The 17,726-nt window shown below is 40.1% G+C and carries 10 protein-coding genes; all 10 read right to left on the reverse strand.

Features of this window, described 5'->3' with window-relative positions; genetic code table 11:
* Positions 1-15 precede the first annotated feature (15 nt).
* The gene (locus HF638_RS02710) at positions 16-633 is read right to left on the reverse strand and encodes a distal tail protein Dit (protein ID WP_348982059.1); all 618 of its coding nucleotides are present in this window, start codon (positions 631-633) and stop codon (positions 16-18) included.
* Between the two features lie 19 nt (positions 634-652).
* Positions 653-4,114: a phage tail spike protein gene (locus tag HF638_RS02715; protein WP_481856121.1), complete on the reverse strand. Its 3,462-nt coding sequence runs from the start codon at positions 4,112-4,114 to the stop codon at positions 653-655.
* Between the two features lie 41 nt (positions 4,115-4,155).
* A complete protein-coding gene (locus HF638_RS02720) occupies positions 4,156-10,707 on the reverse strand; it encodes a phage tail tape measure protein (protein ID WP_169478742.1) in 6,552 nt (2,183 codons plus the stop codon).
* Positions 10,708-10,757: 50 nt separating this feature from the next.
* Entirely contained in the window at positions 10,758-11,168 is a 411-nt protein-coding gene (locus tag HF638_RS02725; RefSeq protein ID WP_169478743.1) for a hypothetical protein, read from the reverse strand.
* A gap of 29 nt (positions 11,169-11,197) precedes the next feature.
* Complete coding sequence (locus HF638_RS02730) at positions 11,198-11,680, reverse strand: hypothetical protein (RefSeq protein WP_169478744.1); 483 nt, start codon at positions 11,678-11,680, stop codon at positions 11,198-11,200.
* Positions 11,681-11,935: 255 nt separating this feature from the next.
* Entirely contained in the window at positions 11,936-12,679 is a 744-nt protein-coding gene (locus HF638_RS02735) for a hypothetical protein (protein ID WP_169478745.1), read from the reverse strand.
* Positions 12,680-12,734: 55 nt separating this feature from the next.
* Positions 12,735-13,451, reverse strand: coding sequence for a hypothetical protein (locus HF638_RS02740; protein ID WP_169478746.1), 717 nt, complete (start codon positions 13,449-13,451; stop codon positions 12,735-12,737).
* A complete protein-coding gene (locus HF638_RS02745) occupies positions 13,451-13,933 on the reverse strand; it encodes a hypothetical protein (protein WP_169478747.1) in 483 nt (160 codons plus the stop codon). The genes HF638_RS02740 and HF638_RS02745 overlap by 1 nt, the downstream gene beginning before the upstream one ends.
* Before the next feature lie 305 nt (positions 13,934-14,238).
* Positions 14,239-15,003 carry a hypothetical protein gene (locus HF638_RS02750; RefSeq protein ID WP_169478748.1) on the reverse strand — a complete coding sequence of 255 codons (765 nt, stop codon included), beginning with the start codon at positions 15,001-15,003 and terminating at the stop codon, positions 14,239-14,241.
* Positions 15,000-17,720: a hypothetical protein gene (locus HF638_RS02755; protein ID WP_169478749.1), complete on the reverse strand. Its 2,721-nt coding sequence runs from the start codon at positions 17,718-17,720 to the stop codon at positions 15,000-15,002. The genes HF638_RS02750 and HF638_RS02755 overlap by 4 nt, the downstream gene beginning before the upstream one ends.
* Positions 17,721-17,726 lie beyond the last annotated feature (6 nt).

A 17,726-nucleotide genomic window follows, 5' to 3' on the forward strand; every position in this document is an offset into this window, starting at 1 on the left:
CTTTCCGAATTCAGTTCAGTTCAGTTCAATCCATGTTGTATATTTGGGGTAATCGCTCCATTTAGGTCGGTTCGTATTTAGGGTGAGATGACCTTCTGAATTCACAATCACCGATTTGGAATCTATCCCTGTTTGAAAAGTCGGTTTCCACTCATAGATCCGGTCTTTCCATTCATACGTTCGCGTTGTCATTACCGGAGAGTAGGCATACGGTGAATCACACCTGAACGTCAATGTAATGTAACCTTGCTTTAGTCCATTGTGTATAAGTGTTGCTTCATCTACAACGAGTGCATAAAAAATCCTTTCAGGATTCACCCCTTCCTCGGTAGTAAATGTTAATTCCTGATAATAGTCATGCTGCGTTAACCATCTCGCCACTTCCCTGATCTTGTCTGAGTCCCAACCCTCTTCAAATGCAAAAGATACCGAGAATTGTAGCGGTTCAACCTCAGTTCTCATAAAATAAGGTTGGTCCCTTCCCTTGATTTTCTCTTCCACAATACTCCGGGAAGGAACAAAATTTTCTTCCAACATACCACTGCTAAGGTTGACGTTAATGATGCCATAATCCACAGATTTTTGGCCTGCATACGAAAAATAAAGTGCATCCCGAATGGTTATCGTAATCACCTCCTTTCCAGATCTACTGTTAATTCAGGTCTATACGTTGGCCGTTAATTTTAATATTGCGATTAGCTTTGATTTCAATATCACCATCGTTTTTCATATGAATGGTTGAACCAGCTTCTGTTTTGAAAATAATTTCTTTGCCACTCACTTCAACTGGTCCGGATTCAGACTCCATAATTAATTTGTCATCCATGAATTTCAGACTTCTTCCTCTTCCATTGGATTGTGCCGAATATAACAGTTCGAGGGACCCATTGGGTTTGGTTATTAGACCTTTGCCATTTTGCCTTGCGTCTCCCTCACCCATACTGATAATCGGATAGGCCGTCTGTCCATCTCCTTCAAAATACAGCTTCATTTTGGTCTTGTCTGTCATTCCATAGACCATCACTGGCCAGCTGGTTACATCTGTTGTCATTTCACCAGATTGACTGGCATTACGCCAATATAACTTGCGCCCATCTGATAACGCTTTATGCGTACCCGTTCCCGCCTCAACCACACTCGTCAGAAAGGTTAACTCTTTCCCTTCAATCTTGATGTAGTTGGACCATCCTTGTACTGCTGCGCGCGTCAAAGTCGAAACTTTGCCAGAAACGATTGAACTTATGAAACCATCCTCTGCCGTAACCATCGTTGCTGCGATCAGTTCTGCATCGATCGCTCCCGCACCAACAATGTCCCATTGATTCATGAATATCTTACGTTGCTCCGAATCAATCAACAGCGTGTTTTGATTATCCGTTATCTTCAGCTTTTTGAATTTGGCAGTACCGTCCATGGCAATGGATGCAACAGCATCTTCAAACTCTTCTGCGCCAGCCCAGAATCCTTTCAATGGGAACATTTTCATCACACCTGCCCCATCTCGCAAGGTTAATGATGATCCTTCGATCTGGCCATCTTTGAACAAAGAGTTTTGAATCTCCGCTGAATCCGCATAGAGTTTATTCATCCAAACATTGCCGTAATAATCCGCATGAAAAGGAGCCCTCGCCCATACACTGGACCCGAGAGCCAAACCATTTTTATCTATTGTAAAGACCTGATCATCCACGCCAGCTTTGACAAACAGATCACCATCAAGCGAAGTACCGAATGTTTTATCTGCAATCCCGTTACGAAAACGTTCGATAATGAATCCTTCATCCGCTGTCATAGAAACGCGATTAACTTTGGTGGTATCGTTACAGTTAGAGGAACCATACCTGTTCAGGAAAAATCCAAAACGATCCGGTTGCTCCGAGAGCAATCCGAGCTTAACGACTTCACGTCCACAACGGTCATCGATCATCAATCTGGACCCCTCAATGGTAAACACACCTGTTGTATCCCCTATCACAACCCGCTGACCCAGAATGATCTTGCCTAACACCATTTCAGCAATCAGTCCATCTGCCGTAATGGCCGTTTCATATCTCAGCCCCCCTGATCGTGTAAGTCCCAGTGCACCATTTGTCAAACGTAGAAAACGTAATGGATCATCCGGATCAGTAATGGTAATCCCCTTGTTGTTAATATCCACTGTGTTGTTAATGGACATATTAATTTCATTCGTAACCTTATTCCAGAATCGGTCAAACAGCTTACTCATATCGGATGAATCAACGACAGCTTGACCCCATTTTGTCTTATTGGTATCAACAATGATCGAGGTATTCTTGGTTTCATTTAGAAACTTCTCAATTCGGGTAGATTCATCATTTACATTTTTGATGTTGGATAACGTTAGACTGATGGAAGATGAATCATAGTTATATTGAATCTCACTGATACGGGCGGTCACACCAATACCAACTGATTCATATTTCACGTTTACATAATCCCCCAGATTGAGTTTATCCCAATTAAGCTGCTCCTCCACAATCTCCAGAAAGTTAACAATGTCTATATCCACAGATAGTTGAGGTACCTGCAGTTCCCTGAATTTTTCGAGAGCTGCCTCGTACAGATCCTTTTCATCAATGTACTTGTCTTCATTAAATTCTCGTTCAATAACAAAGTAGTTGAGCTCCTGTAATTGCTCTGAGGAAAAGTTGTTCTCTGCCGTTAATAAGGTCTGTAGCTGTGTAATTTGTTGCTTAACCGCTATAATCTTGCTATTCAGGTTTGAGATTTCGACCTCTTTCAGGGAGATTTGGTTCTTTTTCTGATCCAAACTATATCGATCCACAATGATAGCTTCATTGGAAGAGGTATCGTATTCACCAAGGCTTATGGTGTTTACCTGAATGAAGCAACTTGCTGCACCCCCGTTTAAACTTACCGTAACCGAATCAGTTCCCTTAGATCTGGTTAGCATCGTCCATTTTCCAGATACTGTATTGACCCATGTTCCATTCACTGAAATGGATACTCCAGCAGCAGGCTCAAGTCGTATCATGACAGCATATGCATAATCTGAGTTAAGTTGAAACGTTCGAGATGAGTTGCCCGAATGAGTATATTTATCAAAAAACATTTTATCAGCAAACTGTTGGGAAAGTGTCACTTCCTCCAAAACAGCCTCGTCGTTTTGCAACTTGTTCAGATCAATCTGTAATGGAATCAGATTCTTTTCATACTGTTGGAGTTGATCCAGATACTGATTAAATTTCTCCTTGTTAGACTCAACCAAGTTATTGTAATCAAGTAAAGCATGGCACAGTCCATCAGACATCCAAAGACTTGAGGTAATGACTTTACGAGAAGAATCGCGTTCAAACGGATACAACCAGTAGCCAAAATTCTCAATATAATTCTGTCCTGTAGGATTCACTTTCTGAATTCCTAAACCATCTCTGCCACTGGCATATAATCTCGTAACCATTTCCTCAGCACTTGTCTCGCGATTCATGCTTTTTAACAATTTCCCATAACCCACGGTGAGTCCTCGATTTATTCCAGTCAGTTCTGGCTTGGTCATACTGATTAGTCGTTTTTCTGTATTAAAATGAACAATCGCGTTATATGTCTCTGCTACCGAGAATACAGCCTCAAGCGCACTGTTAGATGAAAAATCGAATGTCCTGTAACTTAATTTAAAATCGGCATCCAGATCATCAATGTTCCAAAGCGTGTTGGCCAGAAGTTCCGTCAACACTTGTTCTGCATGATACGATTCTGCAAGATAACTATGGATACGCTTGTCTGACAATTCCCTGGCTAGTGAGTAACATCGGACGTTTAACATGTCCGCATCACCCAGATCATCCCCTAAGCTATTTACCGTAAACCACTCTATCTTGGTTCCTTGCACCATTTTTATTAAATAGCGTTCTTTGATCAGATCTACATTTTTGTTTCTGTGTAAGACATGGGCAATATCCAGTTGGTACGGTATAGAGAACGATAACTCGCTAACATCATTTAAGCGAATACTCATGGAGTCATGACAAATCTCACTCATTTTGCTAATGATCTCCCGATTCGGTTTTGCTAAAAAATATTGGGGCTGTATAGGTTTTCTTAGATAATCTATAACACCTGGCAATGACTTCACTCCTTTCTGCAAATATAAAAAGGAAGGGCTTCTGCCCTTCCCTAAATGGTTCTCCACTTTAATTTGTTATTCAACGCTTCTTCGAATTTTCCAAGCAAGTTCATTCCGGTATCGTTATCTTTAGCCATAATTTCAACTTTATCAATCTGGATTCGGTTATCCGTATTTCCGGCAACTCTGTTCTCAGAAAATTTAAATGTGCTGAAATCAAGACCGGTCTTGATTCGATCTGTGATCCCCCGAACAACATCTACGATCTTCAGAAGATTGGATGTATCCGATTGATTCAGAATCAACTCTTTCTCATGGGCAAGCAGGAATTTTCCTCCTGCAAACGACGGAGTCATACCACCAGTATTCGCAGAGAAGATATTTAGCTTAGCCAGTTCCGCGAAGCTATTGTCAGGGAATTTATATTTGTCCCGGTATCCCTGGTTCTCCTCTTGCAGTTCTTTGAATTCCTTCTCCAGTTTCTGATATTTATAAGAGTCTGTATTATATAAAGACATTTCTTTTCGGATTTTTTCAGCTTGATCCTTATTACTCAGATAATGTGTCCATGCTTTTCTCGTTTCCATCGTGCCTTGAATTTTAAATTCATTGGTTGATCCACTATTATTGTTACCCTGTGATCCTGAATCGGATGATGAATAGTCTCCTGCTTTAAATTTCCCTATGCCTTCCATCGATTGCTGAAAGTTGTACGTCATATTCTGCATTTCTTGAGAGGTTTCAAATGCATGCTGCTTAATGCTAGCAAATAATTCGTTATACCTGTCTCCTATTTCGGTTAATTTTGCACTGACGACTGCAGCATCGTTACTCATCAATCCTTGCTTCAAATCATAAAAATACTTTTGGTCCTCAAGGATGTCCTTATAGTAACGTTCTGTTTTCTTCTTCTCATCATCCAGATTAGCTAGCGTTGTCTCATGAAGATCGCTATCTTCTTCTTTTAGCTTATCTGTGTAGTTCTTATGATCATCAAGTTGGTCCTGTAGTCCCTGCTTAACAAGCTCTCTTTCACGATCACGTTCGTACTTAGCGATTTCTTCATCTACGGTTGAGAGTTGCTCTGTCAGATCTTTTCGTTTTGCCTTAGCCTCCATGGAGTTATCCAAAGATAAAACGTTAAGTTTGTCCACAATTTTCTGACGTTCGTTCTTTTTCTTGGTCAACTCTTCCTCATAATTGACAGAAGAATTTTCACGATCCAGTGCTTTTAGCCGTGCATTAATATGCGTTTCGAACTTCTTCTGCTCATCATCCAGATGTTTATTTCGCTCTTTATGACGTTCGTCTTCAGCTTTCCGCTGCTCATCAATGGCATCGATAGCAAAGTCGCGTTGCTGCTCAATGACTTTTTTGAAATCTTCAATAATTTTGTCTACGGCATTTTCACGCAAGGCTTTTAATCTCTCATTTACGTCACTCATAGCTGAATTGTTGTCTATTAGCGCAATGTTTAAATCTTTCAGCGTATTGGTATATTTAACAGTCTGATCAGCGTTTAATTTACCACCTGAAAGCAGGTGCTCTACATATTTAATCTCTGCTTCTGTGATACGGTTCTTCTCTTGTAGAACAGGAATCTGGCTTGCAAGTTCCTTATTATATTCTGCTGATCCTTCGGTCATGGTCTTCAATTTTGCATTGGAAAGAGAAACTAGATGATCTTGTTCCGAAAGCTTGTCATTATAACTTCCGATATAAGAATCAATCACTTTCTCTCTTTTAGCATAAATTTGAGATTCATCCTCTACATTCTGGGCTTCAATATCTGCAATTTTTTTATTATAATTTTCTGATGTAATTTCTTTATCATGAAGCAATTGCTTAATCTTGGCTATCTCTTGCTCTCTCAATTTAATTTGTTGACCAACATAACTAATTTGTGTTTGTTCTTCTTTGCGCCATTCATCAGAATTACTGTATAACACGGATTGTTTACTTGTAGATTTTGCAATCTTTGTCTGTACCTTATCGATTGCCAAATCATATGATTCAATCCATGAATCAATATAATCGTAACGTTTATCAATCTGTAAGCTGAGGAGTTCAGCCATTTCTTTGTTTCCTTCTTCTTCTGCCTTTTTCTTTTCTTCTGACGTTGCTGGTACTATTTCAGATGTACTACCAACACTCTTTTTTGTTGAAGGCGCAGCGACCTTAGGTGCCTTCCCCTTAATGGTGTCATAGTTATTTAATACTTTTGGAACATAATCATAGGTCTCTTCAAATGGAATTTTATCCATATTCCCATTTTTGAGCCATTCGTCAACATTCCCAAGCCCCGCATTATACGCAGCTAGAGCCTGCTTGACGTTCCCTTTGTATCTGTCTAAGAGATACTTAAAGTACTTGGTGCCGCCTTTAATATTCTGCTCGGGATCAAAACTATCTTTCACCCCCTGTTCCTTAGCCGTAGGAGGCATTAATTGCATTAACCCTGCTGCTCCTACTGGGGACTTGGCATTAGGCTTGAAATTGCTCTCTGTTTGTATGATAGCTGCTATCAATTTCGGGTCAATATTATATTGCTCTGCATATTTGTTAATATACTCTGCATACTTACCTGAGTAACTCCCTGATGATTTCATTAAAGTAGAGACGTTCTCAGAAACACTATCATCTGATTCCTTAGTTGTTTTTATCTTGGTAGATATCAACTTCTCAGGATTCTGAACACCTTTCTTCAGGAGGTTTATCTTCTTCTCAATCAGCGAGTTTTCCTCCATCAAAGATTTTCGATATGCAGCAGAACTGGTTTCCATGTGCTTTTGTCTGTTGTGCAGATCATCCAAGGATTTATCTACACCTTGAATTCGTTTCTGAAGTTCGGTTAGAACCTCAGTGGTCTCTGTATATGTATTATTGGCTTGTTTGGCGGAGTTTGCAGCCTTATCAGAGGACCCCGCGTTTTTCTCATTACTAATACCCAAAGAATCCAGTGATGATGTCAACGCATTCATAGTGGCATTTGTGTTATGTACAGTTACTAAAAATTCTTCATAAGGGGCTGCAAGATTCTGGAGATCCTTATTAAACTTGTTACGCATCCCCTGATTTTCTGTTCCTAATCCTGTGTAATCCTCAACTTCAACGTCTGCAGCCAGTTTTAACCTGACTTGGGCTTTTGCAGCATTTAGTTCCGCAACCGTCGTAATGGCTTTGATTTCAATTCCCCAAGCTTTCAGTTTACTTGCCAGTACTTGGTTATTATTAATCAGCTCATTTTGACCTAGCAATTCTAATGTTTTGAAATAATCAACCTTGGTTTTCTTCAAGTTTTCCAATGCTGATTTCTCAATTGTATAGCCATCTTTGGTTTGTTTCACATGCTTAGCAAGTTCGGGATACTTCAGAATTAATGCATTCATCTCATCTGCAGACAAAGACTGCCCTTTGGATAGGTCATGAATAACAGAATTCAATTTGCCAATCTCTGAGGTAACACTATTGACCTCACTAGTGAATTTACTTAAATCGGTATTTACCTTGATAGGTTCCTCTAACGGTGCTAAATTAATCTCAGCGATTGCTTGATTAACTTTATTTAACGTATCTATAGTCATATCACCAACGTTAGGCAACTGCTGTAGAAATGTCATTGCTTCTTGGGGTGTTTTAAATTCATGATTCTGGAGAGCGTTAAATATTTCTTTGGCATCTTCACCAATTTCCGTAGCTGTAGCTTCACTTTGAGCAGCCATTTCAACATAGATATCGACAAACTTTCGGGTTGAGGCCTTAACCTCTATCCCTTCTGATTCTTGTAGATCTATATAGCTCTGATAAGCTCCTTTGATTGCATCTGCTTTAATATTAATATCTTGTTGGAACTCTTGATTTAAATCGGCAAGTTCTTGACGCAATTCTTCATATTTTTGAGCAGCAAATTCACTTTCATTAACAGCCTTATTATAATCAGTCTGATTATAATTTTCTGGACCCATCCGATTATACTTCTTTAATTCATTTTGCCAATAATCATAGGTGTCAGACTTGTATTTCTTTACTTCTTCCTCCTTGTTATTAATTTTTTCTTTATTACCAGTTATTCTTCCCTCGATGTCCCTTGACTGTTTGTTATATGCCAATTCAGCCTTGAATCTTTCGTTCTCAATTTCTGTCTCAAGTTGTTCGATTTTCCCTTTAATTGCTTCTGTATTCTCACTTAGAGATTTGGTCTGACCATTAAGTGACTGAGTTGTAATTCCGTATCTGGTAGACAACTCACTTTCAAGTTGAGCAAGCCTTGTTTTTTCTTCATAATTAAGCGAACTCTGGTTTGAGAGTTCCTCATACTCTGCTGACAAAGATTTCAAACCATTGAGATCGTATACCTTCTGATTCAACGCTTCTGTTTGATCAGAAAAATCCTCGGTGGCCTGAGTCGCGTTTGAGAACTTATTCATTAACCACTCTAAACCTGTACCAATCAGCGCAAACACAAGTCCTACACCCGTGCTAGCTAGTAATGCCTTAAAAGAATTTTTTAATACAGTAAGACTCATGCTCAACGCTTTGGTACCCGCACTCGCTGCAATAGTTGCAGCAGGAATTCCCATTAAACCAAGAACAGCCTTCGCAATCTCCACTACCAAAATTCGTAAAGACGCGCTTAACAAACCTACGGCCATGCCTAAGAGACCAAATAATGCAAAGCTGCTATTTAGTTCGGCCATCCAGTTCAGTAAACCAGTAACAAGTGAAGTAATAGTGATAATGCTGTCTGATACCAATGCGTTACCCAGCGCAAGTGTGAGTGACTCCCAAGCGGTCTGCATATTTTGAATTCGTGCGCCGAGTGAACCCATATATTGCTCATTATCTTTCATTGCCGCCCCTTGGGAATGAAGGGCTGATTCCGATGCATTCACTGATGTTTGCCAATTCTGCATCAACGCAGTAAACGTTGTTGTCTGATCTTGTCCTGCCAAGCTGAAAGCCGTATTTTGCTGCTGAGCTTTCGTTAACTGATTCCATTTCCCCGCCAGTTCATCCAGTACCGTGATCACATCTTTGTCAGCTTTGGAGATCCCTACGGATTGTAGAGCCCCGGCAGATTGTTCATCCGAGCCAACTCTAGTATATATCGCCTTCAGTCCTCGTCCGACGACATCCCCACTTTCCCGAGTAATACTGCTAATAGCTGCTGTATTTCCCAGTAGCTCCTCAATCGAAACTCCAAAGGATTTGGCTGCTGCGCCAGCTGAAGTTAAGGATAATGCCAGATCCTTACTTGAAACACCGTAGTTCCCACTAACCTCCTTGAGCTTATCTGCAATTCCCATACTCTTATTAGCTTCGATGTTAAATGAAGCCATTGCGCCAGTAAGCGTATTGACCGAATCACCTGGCGTCAAGTTGGATATATTCTGAAGCACACTTGCAGCTTTCCCAAGACTTAGTGTATCTGACTCGTTAAATCCCTGATTGGCAAAGCCGATTAAATTCCCGTTTACCTCAGACATGCTACGTCCCGTAGATTGAGCAATATTGATACTACCATCCAACATTCGCTCTTCGTTGAATGACTTCCCTATTGTTCGTCCTAACTGATTCATCTGACCATCAATTTGAATGATGGATTGAACTGCTTTTCTTAAGACATCCATGGGCTGAATCAATGAAGTTACATTTCTCATCCATCCCCCAGCCATGGTTGAGGCACCCTGCATAACCTCACCCAAGGTTTTGATTTCTCCGCCTGCTGCAGAAGACGAGCGCGTAGTTGCTTTAAGCTGCTCGTTGACTCTAGCTAAATGCTCCGCAGATGCTTTATAACCAACCGTAGACATGGATGAGTTAAGTGTCAGCATTTCATTGCTTAGAGATCTTAAGCCATTGGATACTGTTCCATTCAAACTGTATTTTTGACTTGCCTGAGCGATTCTTTCTTCTGTTTCCTTAATGGAATTACGCAGGTTTGTATCCATTTTTGCATTCTGTTGCAGTGCTTGCTGATGTGCTCGATCTTTGGACTCGTTGTTTCGGCTTGTTTGCTGTTCCAAAGCTCTGCGCGTGGCCTGTTCTTCACTGAGTATGATTTCGCGTTGCTGGTTCAAGCGGTTTTGTTGATTAAGGAGACGTTGCTGTTGACCTACACGCTCCATAACTTTATCGTAATTTCTTACTTCACCGTCGTTATTGGTATTCACGGTAAGAAGTTGACCTGCATCATTTTTATATGTTTTAGAGTAGCCGGTAATTTCACCCAATTGATTTTTGTTTGCTTTACTCTTGGTCACTGTATAGCCTTCTAGATCTTGTTCCAGACGTTTAATGGATTTGCGTTGTTTCTCATAAGCTGCTGTCTCAGCATCGGTCATATGACGCTGACGTTCTTGAATCGTCTGAATTCGTTTATATTCATCTAGTGAACTCTGCATCATCAATTGATTCTGAACCATGGTACGATTCAATCTGTTCATGCCCTCTGCATAAGAGTTCATTCCTTGTACAAAACTTTGATCAAAATCCACTTTGACCTCAAGTTTGCTCATTTTATTTGAAAGTTCTCGAAGAGCTTTATTCAAATCTGTAATCATTTGATTGGTATCTATATTTAAATCCAGTTCATTCTGCATTCATTAATCACTCCTCTTATGACAAAAAGAAGCAATTCAACGAATTGCCCCTATTCTGCGTATTGTTCGAACTGTTCGCACAGTTGGTCGTAGACATCCGCTGTTTCTCCCTCCAACTGCAATGAACAACTCTGCAGGATTCCGTACATCGCTTGTAACATTGGCATACGTTCAGCAGTGGACTCGATCATCACTTGCTCTTCCAGCAGCTCCTGCAGCTCTGTTTGAAGTGTTAGTGAATCTCGTGGCACCATGTTGCCATTTCTTAAGACAAAACTGCCGTCTTCGTTCTTTAACATGTGTTGCTCCTTCAGCTCTTCCATTTCTTCATGAAACTGCTGATAGTGTTCAACCAATAGTTTTTTAAACCGAGTCCGTATACGGCTTTCCTTGGCTTCCAGCTTGAGCTGGTGAAGGAATACAATGTGTTTTTCCAAATTTGCTTTCAAAAACACTAACATGAGTATTCTCCTTTTATAGATGTATTTCGTTAAATAGTCTCGTCTGTTGACTGTTGTGCACGTGTCATAGCCAACTCGGATACCATTGTTGCCATTTTCTCTTGCAATGCCTTGAACTGTTCTTCAAGCTTTCTAAGTTCCACATCCGGGAACTGTGTCAGTACTTCTTCCATAATTCCGTTATCTAATAACATGTTGGTTACCTTGATGAGTTTTTCCACATCCAGCTTTCTAGGAATCGGAAGATCCGAGAATTCTTTTAGAAGAAGTGTGTTATATAACCCGACTGTATCTTTGATGACTTGATCCGTAACATCTGTTTTCTGTCTAAGTTGATCAATTAGAGATAAATAATTGGTGTTGACATTATCAATTAGCGATTTCCGAAAAAAGGTGTGAATCTGGACTTCATATTGATGGTCTGTTACATAAATCGTTTTGCGCTGATTGTTTTTTGCATCTAGCGTACTTAGAGCTGCTGCCGTTAATTTTTTTGTTTTTGTCGTAGTCAATATGATCACTCCTGATTCTGATTTAAGGGTCCGATTAAAATAAGAACTTCCTGATATTACGGCTCTGTACTTGAGCAAATTATTAATGATATCAGGCGAAACATAGAAAAAGCCGCATGATCATGAATGAAGACACGCAACATTTCAAGCATATGACGAGGTGATATAATTCTGTAAAATGCTCAAGCTACTTGGGATAATCACAGAAAAAGGCTGAACCAATGGTTGGTCCAGCCCCATCCTTGCATCTAAGTTTTAGTCTTCCAGTACGTCGATAACAACCATTGCTTTGGAATGAGTATCCTTCAGCACTTCACAAGTAAATGTAAATGGTTGCGGATCGCCTGTTGATGCCATACCAATCGAGAATCCAGGCATGACTTTCAGTTTAGGAATAGTGTACACAGCCTCTACGTCGAAGCCATCTTCATTCTTCCAATTCGTCGTACCTTCAAGAAGGTATGTTCCTGGGAACACATCCGAAGCAACCGTCATACTTTGCGTGGTATCTGGCGCTGCGTAGTAATAATCGGCAATAACTTTATCTCCCTCATTGAGAGTGGCTTCTGTAAATGTCACAGCAGTACCTGTAATAGGAGAGGCAGTGAGTTTGGCATCCATAGATGATCCGTTTGAAGTTTTGAAGAAATGCGCCAACTTGGATGTAAGTGGAGTATAACTAAGTTTGATTTCTCCTGTCTTACTCACTTCAAGAACCTCTTTTTTATGCACAGGTTTAGTTCCTTTTACAAATTTAGATCCTGTAAGAACAGCGAGGGATTCTTTGGAGATCAACGCATCTTCCATTGTCATGGTTACATCCTTCTCGGAATCCCAACCAATTAGCTTCGGATGCCCTTTTCCACCACGTGCATATACGGTCTGTCCAGCAAACTCCATGGACGATGTCGTCAAACTTTCCAAATAAACGACCGGTTCACCAGTCTTAACATCTTTCAATACTACATCCAAAATTTCACGTGATCCATATCTGCTCATAAAAAAATACCTCCGATAGTTTTATATAGTTTAATTTGATTGGTAAATCTGCTTGTTAATTCAATGGAGAAATCCAATGTTTTAACTTGATACTTTTGGAATCCGCTCCATGTAATAAAGCCTGAATGTTAACTTCATAATCATCTAACAGCTTCATGCGATTAAACTGATCATTGAATTGAAAGAAATTCAGATCAAATACATTGAGAATGTTGATTCCATTGGCGTTAGAACTCAAGATGGATATCAAATCGGTAAAAGTTAAAGCGTCCTCCGACGATGAACTTTCTTTTAATTCACGCACTCTGCGTTTCCGTGCAAGCATCTTTTCTCTTAATGCACTTGCTCTTTCATTGAGTGGATTGAAATCATCATCCTGCTTAGTCACTACACAATGTTGAATCTGAATAATTTTGACGATATCTTCCAGATCCGAATAGGACAAGCTGATGTCACCAGCCATAATACACGAATCCGAATAATTGAATTGAATGGCAACGTTAAGAAAATATTGAAAGGCATTCAGATACGTAGCAACCAAGCTTTCGTTCCTGCTGTACAATAGTAGTTCGACCAACGTACCATCATACTCTTTGAGTGAAAGGGAAGGATAAAGATCCTCTATCCTAAGACTGACCAGATTTAGCTTTTCATTAAAGTCTTCATAGCCTTCCTCAACGATTGCATCCAGTAACTTGGGAAAAATATTTAGACCTTGAAATACGATGGGTTTGTTAGCTAGCGTTCTTAATTTGATATACTGTACATTCATCAAGCAAAATCCAGCATGCGATAGGCAATGCTATCCCCATAATAGTTCGAGTTTATGTCCAGAACATCCATCTTATAAAACTCCAATCGTCCCAAGCCTAAATCCTGATTCCTGGCGAAAAGTTTATCAATTGTACTGATAATATAATCCGTGCGTAACAGTTCACTATTGGACTGACATAGCTGACGATGAGTGTACACATTAAAACACAGAATTCCTGCTTTATACTGATTCTGAACAGGTTGAATATTCTCAAGTGAGATAGAAACTACAGTTTTCAGTACATCTTCATTTTCACCGGGAATCCACCGGTGCGGGAAAATCCGTTTGTATATGTATTGTTTCGGATCAACTACAATGGATTGTTCTAGATAGTCTGCTGTATCATAAGCAACAGCCTTCATCAGATCCTTTGACGTCAGCAACTTGTCAATAATCTTCTCTCTCGTGCTACTTAATTGAATGAATGTGGATCGAACCATACAACACCTTCTTTTTTGAGTAATGGAGCAGCCCTGACTTGTGTCTGCTTGAAATAACTTTTGGCAGAGCAACTAGGATTCATTTCCAATTGATGTCCCCCTTCTACATAAATGGTAAATAAACAGCAAAGGTCCCTTCGTAGAAGTCTCTTCACTTGACTATCACTAAACGCTCTCTTGAATAAACGTGGAAACCCTTGGTGTGACTGGCCTATAGGGTATTTCCTAACGAATCGCAGACCTGAAAATAAAAAAAAACCATGATCAATATGACCATGATTTCCTTCAGGAACTGCTCTTTCAGATTAATGAACGGTAACTACGCCCGCTTGATGATATCCAGCCTTCTTGCAGTCCTTACAATACTTCATTCGATTGGACTTGGCCAACATGCGTTTCCCACAGATGGTACAGACCTTAATATTCTCGCCTTTCCATCGTAGGTACTCTAACACAAAATCATCGAAACGCTCCAAATAAAAAGCAACGTTATCATTCTCGCAAGCAAACTGCACTTGTACATTTGTGGAATCAACTCGCTTGCTTCCTATGAGATAACCCTGTTGAATCAGTTTATACACCAGCAGCCCCTGATCCTTTTTACTAACTGCCATTTGACTATCACTGTAGACTTCTTTCAAATCATTATTAACCCAATAAGTACTATTTTCATTGATAAGGTTGTTGATTTTGCTATATACCAGCATTACAAATGATAATTTCTCTAATCGTATGCTTTTTAATGCTTTGATCTTTTGGAGTTCAGCATCTGTTACAGGTATTTTATTAATCTCAATCATTGTACTTTTCTTATCTTCTTTTCTCTTTTTTATCCAGCTTACGGTCTGATTGATGACACGTGTTAAATACGTATCCCATTGAACAGTATTATAATCTGGATAGTGTTGGATCATAAATTGGTCTAGCGACATATAAACCTCATGCTCGCTCTTTCCTTGTTCATATTCATATTTGATTAGGCATGCCAACGTTTTAGTTGGCTTCTTATCCATTTTCCCATGTGCAATTGCTTGCTCGGCATGATGACGTTCATTCAGAATGATTTTCAAGGGCGTTGCTCCTTCATATGCATTTGGGTCATTTTAAAGGTTCTTCCCGCGTATTCAATATCGCCCTCCGGATCTCTAACCGGATAATGGATGATATGATCATTGCTGAGCAATAGATTGCGAATAATCTGATCCCCCGAAACATCCCATACAAATTGCTTCGATTTCTCCGCATTTCGATAACACATGTCCACAATCATATTGCACAGATCTTCTTCGTTATTACAGATCTCCAGCGCCTGCTCCTTAAAGCGTGAAACAAACAACTGCCATCGGGCTGATCTTTCTTCCTTTTTCACCTTGCTCTTGCGCAAGTTAGTCATATAACTACGTAGCTCTTCGTTATGCATCTGATATAATCGTTGAATCTCTTTGTAACGAGCCTGGGAATATTTCTTGGTACTCATCAATATCGTATGATCAAACGGACGCTCGGTCTGTTTTAACTTTAACTTGTTGAACTCGTCTTCCACTTGATGGCATAACCGGTTCATCACAGAAGGTGCCGTGGATACAGGCATTCTCTGTTCATACTGTGCAAGGAACTGTTCCTGATCCGGAGATAGCTCCTTCTTTGAAACTAATTCATCAACAGTCATGCCAAATAGCTGCAAGCACTTCTGACTCGTTTTTTCTACATAGTTGGTATATTCTTTTTTCTGTTCCGGATCATTGTATATGAAAAAATAAGGCTTCTTGTGCGCTACCATTTTCAAGGCCGACTCGTCCGTTACCGCAGCGCGAATATCATACCAGTGCTTCGGCATTTTTTTACATTCAATGCCTTTAGCCTGGTCGATAGCATTTTGTTGATAATGCTGACCACATTGAATTCGATACATCATTTCCTGATATTCTGCACTATGCTCCTCATAATTGGCTAATACATCGAACATCGATGTGATTTTGTTCGTTGTAAAACCGATTAGATCACCGAAACTGTCTTTGTTGGCCTGGATCAGATCCTTCTCATCCGGAATTTTTTTCGCAGAGGTTTTCTGTACACATACAATCGCATCAAGCTCCTGAATTGAACCAAGAATCGTTGTGTTATCTGTGGTTAAGACCTGATCACTATCCATATCTGCACCATTTAAAGAGTGCGTCGTCGTATCCCATGAATTCAAGATCGTGACCGTGTTCATATAGCGATACCATTGCTGCATCTCATCCGTGTTTTGGAAACGAAGCACCTTGATATTGTTATGACAAGTCATTGGAGCTCTGAAGCAAGCCACGCGGTCTACATGCCGCTCATTCCAATATCTGGAGTAAAACTCACCCGAGCTCAGTAATCCTGTTAAAGGTAAGCCAAATATGCTCTGACACAATGTATAGGGATCACCAGAAATAATGCTGAAATTGCCCTTAACTCTCAAAACCCCGATCTTGGCTTCATTCATTCGCTTGCGTATTAATGTATGGATTTTGCTCCGTACAAAAGGATCATCTATAAGTCTCGGTTCTACCATCAGCCCTTTAATATAATCATCCGGGCTATTTCTATAGTCATTCTCGTGGATATGAATTCCTTTGAGGAATAACAGTGCCTTGCGATAGTCCTCACCCAGTACATCTTTAATCGAGTTAACCGTGGGAGTAATGAGTTCACCAATCTCGTTATCATCTAATTGAAGCGACTGAATAAACTGGTAGTTTAAATGACGCTCGTCCTCCAGTTCTTCAGGAGTGACTTTCGTTACGCTGAACGTGTAGCCATAATAACCGCAACATAACAGATAATCGTCGATACTATTGTATGAACTCCAGAGTTTGAGCATGGACGTTGTGATGATTAGATCTACCTCTCGAATATCCACAGGGTTACCCCAAGCATCATCCACCATATACTTGCCTGCAACTTGATCAGCAAATGCGTGATAATCAAATGTAAATACCATACCTTTACAGAAGCTATTACGAATACAAAATCCACTCGGGATATACGCATGCCCCAACTCGGTTGCCCATCGTTCACTAAGTGCAGGAGAGATTAGACCAAATCCATCACTCATGTTCATCTGAATAGGCTCATTTTTCCTACTCTCAATACGAGGGAACTCTGTCTCTGTATCATCAATCTGAATGATATCTGCCCCAAATTCGGTTATGCAATCCTGAACTACCAATACACGTTCGGGATGTGACACAGGCGTGCTTGTACTGCAAGCTAGGGCCTTATATGCCTCCAGTTTGGCAGGAACCAGCTCCTTATTCGGATCTCTGCCGTTATTCAATCTTTTCTCCAAAAGCGGGTGGATATCCTCACTCACATAGATGACGGTTGAACTTTTGGCGCCACCTGTTGTAGCCAATAGACGCTTATATTTCTTGCCGTTAATGGAGAAGGCTTTCGATGAATTCAGCCGATCGTAGTCTTTATTATTTTCAATGACCACCAGCAGGTAATCATCGACAAATTTAAGATTTTTCAGTTCTTCATGTAACTTCTTCATTGTTCTTTTATGCTCAGCATTAGTTTTTAAAGCTTTTAATCGCTCTATGTCCAGCTTGATTCTAGCCAGATCTACCTCTCTCTCCTTGTAGCCTCGAATATGATCTATAAAACGAAACACCTGATGGCTTCCAATAGATGCTAATTCCCCATTTACTGTCGCTTCTTGATAGGTCAGACGGAGATTATAATCCGCTTTTCTAATTCTCGAAGATGTAACTTTATATACGTACCTCAATCGATCCTGATATGCATTGCCCATTTCCGA

The sequence above is a fragment of the Paenibacillus sp. SZ31 genome (genome assembly GCF_012912005.1).
In the GTDB taxonomy this organism is placed as follows: Bacteria; Bacillota; Bacilli; order Paenibacillales; family Paenibacillaceae; genus Paenibacillus.